7 protein-coding genes and 1 riboswitch are annotated in these 7,117 nt (G+C 71.5%); of the genes, 4 read left to right on the top strand and 3 right to left on the bottom strand.

Translation table 11 applies throughout. The features are described from left to right. Positions 1-205: 205 nt before the first annotated feature. Together ACFQSB_RS39005 and ACFQSB_RS39000 are read right to left on the bottom strand one after the other, a co-directional pair. Positions 206-610 carry a hypothetical protein gene (locus ACFQSB_RS39005; protein WP_380832313.1) on the bottom strand — a complete coding sequence of 135 codons (405 nt, stop codon included), beginning with the start codon at positions 608-610 and terminating at the stop codon, positions 206-208. Between the two features lie 221 nt (positions 611-831). Then, positions 832-1,644 (bottom strand): SAM hydrolase/SAM-dependent halogenase family protein, encoded by an 813-nt coding sequence (locus ACFQSB_RS39000; protein WP_354845345.1) that lies wholly within the window; start codon positions 1,642-1,644, stop codon positions 832-834. Positions 1,645-2,061: 417 nt separating this feature from the next. Here ACFQSB_RS39000 and ACFQSB_RS38995 point away from each other — a divergent pair, with 417 nt between their 5' ends. Then, positions 2,062-2,307: a DUF3263 domain-containing protein gene (locus tag ACFQSB_RS38995; protein WP_459117361.1), complete on the top strand. Its 246-nt coding sequence runs from the start codon at positions 2,062-2,064 to the stop codon at positions 2,305-2,307. 22 nt (positions 2,308-2,329) lie between these two features. Further along, entirely contained in the window at positions 2,330-3,169 is an 840-nt protein-coding gene (gene otsB, locus ACFQSB_RS38990) for a trehalose-phosphatase (protein ID WP_380832311.1), read from the top strand. Between the two features lie 103 nt (positions 3,170-3,272). Here the strand turns inward: otsB and ACFQSB_RS38985 are convergent, their stop codons facing one another. Beyond that, positions 3,273-4,700 (bottom strand): alpha,alpha-trehalose-phosphate synthase (UDP-forming), encoded by a 1,428-nt coding sequence (locus tag ACFQSB_RS38985; protein WP_380832309.1) that lies wholly within the window; start codon positions 4,698-4,700, stop codon positions 3,273-3,275. Positions 4,701-4,865: 165 nt separating this feature from the next. Between ACFQSB_RS38985 and ACFQSB_RS38980 the strand changes: the two genes are divergently transcribed. Together ACFQSB_RS38980 and thrC are read left to right on the top strand one after the other, a co-directional pair. Continuing rightward, positions 4,866-5,432, top strand: a complete 567-nt coding sequence (locus ACFQSB_RS38980; protein WP_354845357.1) for an RNA polymerase sigma factor — start codon at positions 4,866-4,868, stop codon at positions 5,430-5,432. A gap of 206 nt (positions 5,433-5,638) precedes the next feature. Next, positions 5,639-5,805, top strand: a riboswitch (SAM riboswitch). Between the two features lie 14 nt (positions 5,806-5,819). Beyond that, positions 5,820-7,112, top strand: a complete 1,293-nt coding sequence (gene thrC, locus ACFQSB_RS38975; protein WP_354928611.1) for a threonine synthase — start codon at positions 5,820-5,822, stop codon at positions 7,110-7,112. Positions 7,113-7,117 lie beyond the last annotated feature (5 nt).

The following is a 7,117-nucleotide window of genomic DNA, read 5'->3' as shown; positions in this document are numbered from 1 at the left end:
CGAGCCGAAAGTATTCCTCCCGCTCAGCCCGGAGCTTCCTCGGCCCCTGCGCCTTGCGCACCTTGCGGATCTCAAAGTCCATCGCATCCCCTGAAGTGGGGTGTTGCAACGAACCCTAGAACCCAAGAGGTCCGCGGAGGGGTCTGTGTTTCTGGCGCTCGCTCCGCTCGCGCGGGTTCGGGCGCTCGCTCCGCTCGCCGGCGGTTCAGCCGGTCTTGGCCGGGTGGGCGGTCTTGGACGGCGAGCGGGGGGCCGTGTCAGGGCCGTGGGCATTCGGGGCGTACAGCCCCGCGTCGGCGGCGGCGCTGACGTTGGTGTCGGCGTTGGTGCCGGTGGTGGTGTTGCTGTTGGTGTTGGCGACCACGGGCGTGCCCAACTCGGTGCCCAGCCCGGTGCCCAGGCCCAGGCCGACGCCGAGGCCGGTGTCCGTGTCGGTGTCGTCAGCGGTGTCGTCAGCGGCGTCCACGTCGGTCCCGGTCCCGGTGTCGGTGTCGGTGTCGTCTCCCCGGTGGATGCCGGCGGAGGCGGGGCTGTGGGCGCAGGCCGCGGCGGCCGGCACGACGATGGCGACGGCGGCGCAGGCCGTGGTGATCAGAAGACGGCGAATCATTTTGTTGCTCCTCCCGAAGGAAACCCGTCACGGCGCCCCGGTCCAGGTCCCCTGGGAGACAGAGGTCTTTGATCAAGAACTGTCCGCGTGCGGGTGACTACTCTGGGCGCCGGTGTGACCGTACCCATCGCTCGAATGCGGATAAGAGTGATGAACGGTCAGCGGATGGCAAGGATTGCGATCTCCGGCAGGGAGCCGCGGACGCCCGCTGTCGCGGCCGGTCAGATGTCGGCCGCCCGCGCCAGCCGCACATGGGCGCCGGGCGGCAGGCCGAGGCGCTCGGCGGCGTCGCCGGAGCGCACGGCGAAGGTGATGTGCCCCGCCGAGTCGGTGAAGGCGACCAGGCTGCCCGGCGGGACGGCGGCGAAGGTGTCGCGCAGCGGCACCGTGATCTGCCGCCTGCCCATGGAGACCGCCAGGGTGTCCCCGACGTGGACGCCGATGGAGGCGAGGTCGTCGGCGGTCACCGACAGTTGCACGTTGCCGTTGCGGTCGAGCGAGAGGACCTCGCCGTCGGCCGCCCCCTCTCCGAGCCGCGCGGTCGGCGCCGGCAGCGACAGCAGGCGGTCGAGCGGGACCTCGGGGCCGACGTCCGCGGGCTTGCTGCCGGTGCACAGGCGCGCCGCGACCGGCGCGTAGATGTCCCTGCCCGGAAAGGCCGGCGACAACCTGTTGAGGAACAGGTCGCGGTTGGAGATCTCGTAGGCCACCCGCGCGCCCCCCGCGGCCATCAGCGCCCACGAGAGCAGGCCGTTGTCGGGGCCGATGAACACGCGGTGCCCCGCCTCGACGACGACCGAGCGGCGGGCGCCCGCGGTGGCGGGGTCCACGGCGCCGACGTGCACACCGGCGGGCAGATATGGCAGCGTCTGGGCGAGGATCGCGGCGCCGCGCCGGATGTCCCCGGCCGGGACCAGGTGACAGACGTCGATGATCCGTGCCTGCGGGGCGATTCCCATGATCACCCCGTGGCAGGAGGCCACGAACCCGTCTTCCAAGCCGTAGTCAGTGAGAAGCGTGATGACAGAGGTCACACTTGGTGACTGTACGTCGTTGGACCGCGGTGTCATAGGGGCCCATCCGCAGACGCCGGCAACCTTGCCGATCTCCGTGCCCGGCCGGCCCGGGGCGGCGGGCTTTCGCCCCGATATGGCGATCACCGGTGCTCGGCGCCGCCGGGCGCGCGCGGCGTTCCCCCGAGATGCTCGGGTCCGGGTCTCCCGAACTGTCATGAACAGCCGCGAATTCCCGACTACGATTGCCACGGGCCGCACGCGCGCGTCGTGGCTCAGGGTCGCGCTCGACCGGGTGCACGACGCATCTCCCTCGCCCTGCCCGGCCCTCCGTCCACGTCTCCCGTGTACCCGACCGAGGAGGACATCTTGGACACCGCACCAGATCGTGGTGACAGCGATCCCGAGGAACCCTCCACCCCCGAGACCCCCGGCGGCCTGACCGATCGCGAGCGCGAGCTCCTGGCCTTCGAGCGCCAGTGGTGGCGGTACGCGGGCGCCAAAGAGCAGGCCATCCGCGACGCCTTCGACATCTCGGCGACGCGCTACTACCAGCTGCTCGGCCGGCTCGTCGACCGGCCGGAGGCCATGGCGTTCGACCCGCTCACCGTCAAGCGGCTGCGGCGGCTGCGCGCCTCGCGGCAGCGCGAGCGCGCGGCCCGCCGTCTGGGCATGCGCCCGTGATCCAGGGGGTAGTGCTGAACGCGTGACTCATGATGTGTTGCCGGACATCGCCGGATTGGCGGCGATCAAGGCCGATCCCCAGGGCGCCGTGATCGGGCTGGACTTCGACGGCACGCTCGCGCCGATCGTCCCCGATCCCGCCGACGCCCGCGTCGACCCGCACGCCGCCGCCGCGCTGGTGCGCCTCGGCGGCCTGGTCGGGGCGGTGGTGCTCGTGACCGGCCGCCCCGCCGCCACGGCCATCGCCTACGGCGAGGTGCCCGGCGGGCCCGGCCTCGCCGACGTGCCCGGGCTCGTGGTGCTCGGCCAGTACGGCCTGGAGCGCTGGGAGGACGGCACGCTGAGCGCCCCCCCGCCGCCGCCCGGCGCCGATCGCGTCCGCGCCGAGCTTCCCGGCCTGCTGGCCTCGCTGGGGCACCCCGTCAGGGACGGGAGCGAGGCGGGGATCACCGTGGAGGACAAGGGCAGGGCGATCGCCGTCCACACCCGCAGGGCCGCCGACCCCGAGGGCAGCCTGCGCGCGCTGCGCGACCCGCTGGCCAAGCTCGCCGCCGAGACCGGCATGCTGGTCGAGCCGGGGCGGCTGGTGCTCGAGCTGCGGCCCGCCGGGATGGACAAGGGGCACGCCCTCGGGGCGTTCCTCGCCGAGCGCGGCGCCCGGTCGGTGCTGTTCGCCGGGGACGATCTCGGCGACCTCGCCGCGTTCGAGGCCGTCCGCCTGTCGGGCCTGCCCGGCGTGACGGTGTGCAGCGCCTCCGCCGAGGTCACCGCGCTCGCCGAACGCGCCGACCTGGTCGTGGAGGGCCCGGCGGGCGTCGCGGCCCTGTTGTCGGCTCTCTCCGACGCCCTGACCCGCCACTGAGACCGGTAGGCGGCGAAGCACTCGAACGGCTCGGAAATCGTGTCAGCGCGCGATCGACCGCCTCCGGCCGCGCCGGACGGCCGCGTCGAACGGCCGGCTGCGATCAGCGGTCGAGGGCGGCGAGCTGGTCGGCGAACCACTGGCGCGGGGGCAGGGCCGTGGCCGCCGCGCGCAGGCGGGCGCCGCGCTTGGCGCGCTCCTCCTCGGGGAGCATCAGCGCCTCGTACAGGGCGCCGGCCGTGCCCGAGACGTCGTAGGGGTTCACCATGAGCGCGTCCCGGCCCAGCTCGGCGGCGGCCCCGGCCTCCCTGGACAGCACCAGCGCGCAGTTGGGCGCGAGGATGGGGCCCTCCTTGGCGACGAGGTTCATGCCGTCGCGGATGGGGTTCACCAGCAGCACGTCGGCCAGGCGATAGGCGGCGAGCGAGCGGGCGTAGTCGTCGTCCACGTTGAGGATCAGCGGGTCCCAGTCCTCGCCGGCGAACTCGTCCTCGATCTGCTTGGCGCACCGCTGCACCGCCGCGGTGTACTCGCGGTATTCGGGCAGGTCGTGCCGGGAGGGGTAGGCGAAGGCCAGGTGCACGACCTTGCCGTGCCACTCGGGATGGTCGGCGAGGAACTGCCGGTAGGCCGACAGCCCCCGGACGATGTTCTTGGACAGCTCGGTGCGGTCGATGCGCACGATGAGCTTGCGGTCGCCCACCCGCTCGCGCAGGGCCAGCATGTGCGACTCGACGTCCGGCTCCAGGGCCCGCGCCCACAGCGCGTCACCGTCGACCCCGAGAGGGTGCACGCCGATGCGGGTCGTGCGTCCCTCGTAGGTGATCGTGCGCTGGACGCGGTCGACCTGGGCGCCGAGCAGGGTCTCGCAGCAGTCCATGAACGCCGACGCCCAGCGCGCGGTCAGGAAGCCGGCCTGGTCGGCGCCGAGGATGCCGGTCAGCAGCTCGGCCGCGATGTCGTCGGGCAGCAGCGAGAAGTACTCCGGCGGCGCCCACGGGGTGTGCGAGAAGTGGGAGATGCGCAGGTCGGGGCGCTCCACCCGCAGCATCGCCGGAGCGAGCGTCAGGTGGTAGTCCTGGATCATCGCGCGGGCGCCGTGCGCGGCCTCCTCGGCCAGCGCCAGCGCGAACGCGGCGTTGTAGTCCTGGTAGGACTCCCACTCCCGGCGGAAGCGCATGTCGAACTGCGGCGAGTTGGGCGTGTCGTACAGCAGGTGGTTGACGAACCACAACGTGGAGTTGGCCACCGCGTTGTAGGCCCGGTGGAACGTCGCGGGCGGTATGTCCAGCATGCGCACCGGGCCGGTGTCGTAGCCGGCCTGGTCCAGGCGCCCGCCCGACGCCAGCCGCACGGCGCTGCGGTCGCCGTCGGACAGCGCGGCGCACACCCACAGCACCTCGGCGTCCTTGGCCACCTCGGACAGGCCGGAGACCATGCCGCCCCCACCGCGGCGCATCGTCAGCGTGCCGTCATCGGCGAGCGTGAACGACACGGGCCCCCTGTTGGAGGCCAGCAGAACTGTGTTCATCCGCCCATCACCACTCCTCGTCCGCCCTGCGGCGGTCGTCCCTCGCCGGTTCATCTCCGCTGTGACGCGCACCTGGCCGCAGATTAATTGAATTTAACGCTCCCAATAAGATGGGTTGGCGGTCAGGTCAGGGCTGGCCGCAGGCGGTCGAGAGGAGCTCGGGGCATGGCGCTTGACGAGACGACCGAGGATCTGGCCCGCGCGGCCGCCGCGGGCGACCACCGTTCGCTGGGCGAGCTCCTGCGCCGCATCGAGGCCGACGTGCTGCGCCACTGCTCGCGGCTGCTGCCGTACCACCAGGACGCCGAGGAGGCCTGCCAGGACACCCTGCTGGCCGTGGCGCGCAACATCGGGCGGTTCGAGGGGCGGGCCCGCTTCTCCACCTGGCTGCACATCGTGACGACCAACTGCGCCCGCACGACCTACCGCACCCTCAAGCGCCGTGCGGCCGAGCAGACGGCCGATGAACTGCCCGAGCTGCGGGCCGACCCGCGCAGGGTCAGCGTCATCGCCGGGTCGCGGCTCGACCTGCTCGACGCGATGGAGTCCCTGGAGGCCGACAAGCCCGAGCTGGCCCAGGCCCTGGTGCTGCGCGACATCTGCCAGCTCGACTACAACGAGGTCGCCGAGCAGCTCGGCATCCCGCTGGGCACGGCCAAGTCGCGCATCCACCAGGCGCGCAAGTACGTCCAGGCGGCGCTCGGCGACGCCTACGGCCGGCCCTTCGCCTAGCGGGCCGCAACGCGCTCCCTTCCCGCCTGCTCTGTTCCGGGACGGAGCTTCTCGCGACGCTTCTCGCAACGTGCTCACCTGCGGCTTCGGTTTCTCCTATCGTGCTCTCACGTCTCGGAGAATGAGACGGACGGCCGTCCGCGCCGGTGGGCGAGGTACAGTTCTTAAGGCCTGCTTGTGATACAAGCGGGATCACAACTTCATATTGCTCATCCAGAGGGGTGGAGGGACCGGCCCTGCGAAGCCCCGGCAACCCTCCCGGCTGTGGTCATCCGCGTCTGCCGAACGACGCGGCACTCAAAGACCAGTGAGACCGGCCGGGACAGGTGCCAATTCCGGCCTGTGACCAAGGTGGTCCGGGCGAAGATGAGGGAAAGGCCTCGCTTCATGGCGCTCGCAACAGCTGAGACAACGACCACGCTCGACTTCGGCCCCGCCGTCGCTCTTTCGTGCCGCGAATGCGGCACCAGGTTCGACCTGGGACCGATCTTCGCCTGTGCCGAGTGTTTCGGGCCACTCGAAGTGGCCTACACCTGGAGCTCTCCCGGCGAGACCGGGACGGCGGTGACCCGTGAGCAGATCGCCTCGGGTCCGAGCAACATCTGGCGCTACCGCGGGCTGCTGCCGGTGCCCGCCGACGTCGCCTCCCGGCCCAACCTGGCCCCCGGCTGGACCAAGCTGGTCAAGGCCGACAATCTGGCTCGCGAACTGGGCCTGCGCAGCCTGCATGTCAAGGACGACTCCGGCAATCCGACCCACTCGTTCAAGGACCGGGTCGTCGCCATCGCGCTGGAGGCCGCGCGCAACTTCGGCTTCCACACCTTGTCGTGCTCCTCCACGGGCAACCTCGCGGGCGCGGTGACGGCCGCGGCGGCGCGCGCGGGGCTGGACGCCTGCGTGTTCATCCCGTCCGACCTCGAAGAGGCCAAGATCGTCATGGCCTCGGTGTACGGCGGCCGGCTGGTGGGCATCGAGGGCACCTACGACGACGTCAACCGGTTCTGCTCCGAGCTCATCGGCGACCCGCTGGGCGACAAGTGGGGCTTCGTCAACGTGAACCTCCGGCCGTACTACGCCGAGGGGTCCAGGACGCTGGCCTTCGAGATCGCCGAGCAGCTCGGCTGGCGCCTGCCCGAGCAGATCGTCATCCCGGTGGCCTCCGGCTCCCAGCTCACCAAGATCGACAAGGGGTTCCGGGAGTTGATCAAGCTCGGCCTGGTCGAGGACCGCCCCTACAAGGTCTTCGGCGCACAGGCCGAGGGCTGTTCGCCGGTGTCGGCGGCCTTCAAGGCGGGCCACGACATCGTGCGTCCCGTCAAGCCCGACACCATCGCCAAGTCGCTCGCCATCGGCAACCCGGCCGACGGCCCGTACGTGCTCGACATCGCCCGTCGTAGCGGCGGCGCGGTGGAGGACGTCACCGACGCCGAGGTGGTGGACGCCATCCGGCTGCTGGCGCGCACCGAGGGCATCTTCGCCGAGACCGCCGGCGGCGTGACCGTCGGCGTGCTGCGCAAACTCGTCTCCAACGGCCTGCTCGACCCCGAGGCCGAGACGGTGGTGCTCAACACCGGGGACGGCCTCAAGACGCTCGACGCGGTCTCCGCCGAGGCGAGGCCCACCGCGGTCATCCGTCCTTCGCTCGACGCATTTCGTACGGCTGTCGCCGACCACTCCTGAAAGGG

This window comes from Sphaerisporangium rhizosphaerae, from assembly GCF_042665155.1.
In the GTDB taxonomy this organism is placed as follows: domain Bacteria; phylum Actinomycetota; class Actinomycetes; order Streptosporangiales; family Streptosporangiaceae; genus Sphaerisporangium; species Sphaerisporangium rhizosphaerae.
The sequence above is the reverse complement of the archived record's forward strand: the minus strand, read 5'-3'. Positions and strand labels throughout refer to the sequence as shown.

Excerpts from the sequence above, each read along its gene's own strand:
- ACFQSB_RS39005 (WP_380832313.1), bottom strand. The coding sequence starts at position 610 with ATGATTCGCCGTCTTCTGATCACCACGGCCTGCGCCGCCGTCGCCATC.
- ACFQSB_RS38985 (WP_380832309.1), bottom strand. The coding sequence starts at position 4,700 with ATGAACACAGTTCTGCTGGCCTCCAACAGGGGGCCCGTGTCGTTCACG.
- ACFQSB_RS38980 (WP_354845357.1), top strand. The coding sequence starts at position 4,866 with ATGGCGCTTGACGAGACGACCGAGGATCTGGCCCGCGCGGCCGCCGCG.
- thrC (WP_354928611.1), top strand. The coding sequence starts at position 5,820 with ATGGCGCTCGCAACAGCTGAGACAACGACCACGCTCGACTTCGGCCCC.